This window comes from Rhizobium sp. SVR5-2C, assembly GCF_056755115.1.
The window spans coordinates 1-240 of record NZ_JBNDHT010000556.1 but is presented as its reverse complement, the minus strand read 5'-3'; the positions used below and the strand labels follow the sequence as shown (position 1 = coordinate 240).

Here is a 240-nt window from a genome sequence, read left to right as displayed (position 1 = left end):
CACCGGTCGAGGCAGGGACGCGCGTGCGCGTGGTGCATTCCGGCTTCGTGACGCCGAAGAACGATACCGCTTACCGCAACATGAACGACGGCTGGGTCAAGGTGCTGCAGCGCCTCGATGCCATCTCGGGCGAAGACAAGTAAGGAAGCCTCGCGATGGACAAGCCCTATACCGGCGGCTGCGCTTGCGGCGCGATCCGCTACTCGATTGCCGGCGAGCCCCTGTTCAGCAATCACTGCC

The 240-nt window shown here is 64.2% G+C and carries 1 pseudogene; it reads left to right on the top strand.

Annotation, left to right across the window (positions count from 1 at the left end):
• Positions 1-155 precede the first annotated feature (155 nt).
• A pseudogene (locus tag ACPYOI_RS36880) lies at positions 156-240 on the top strand (GFA family protein); the annotation flags it as partial.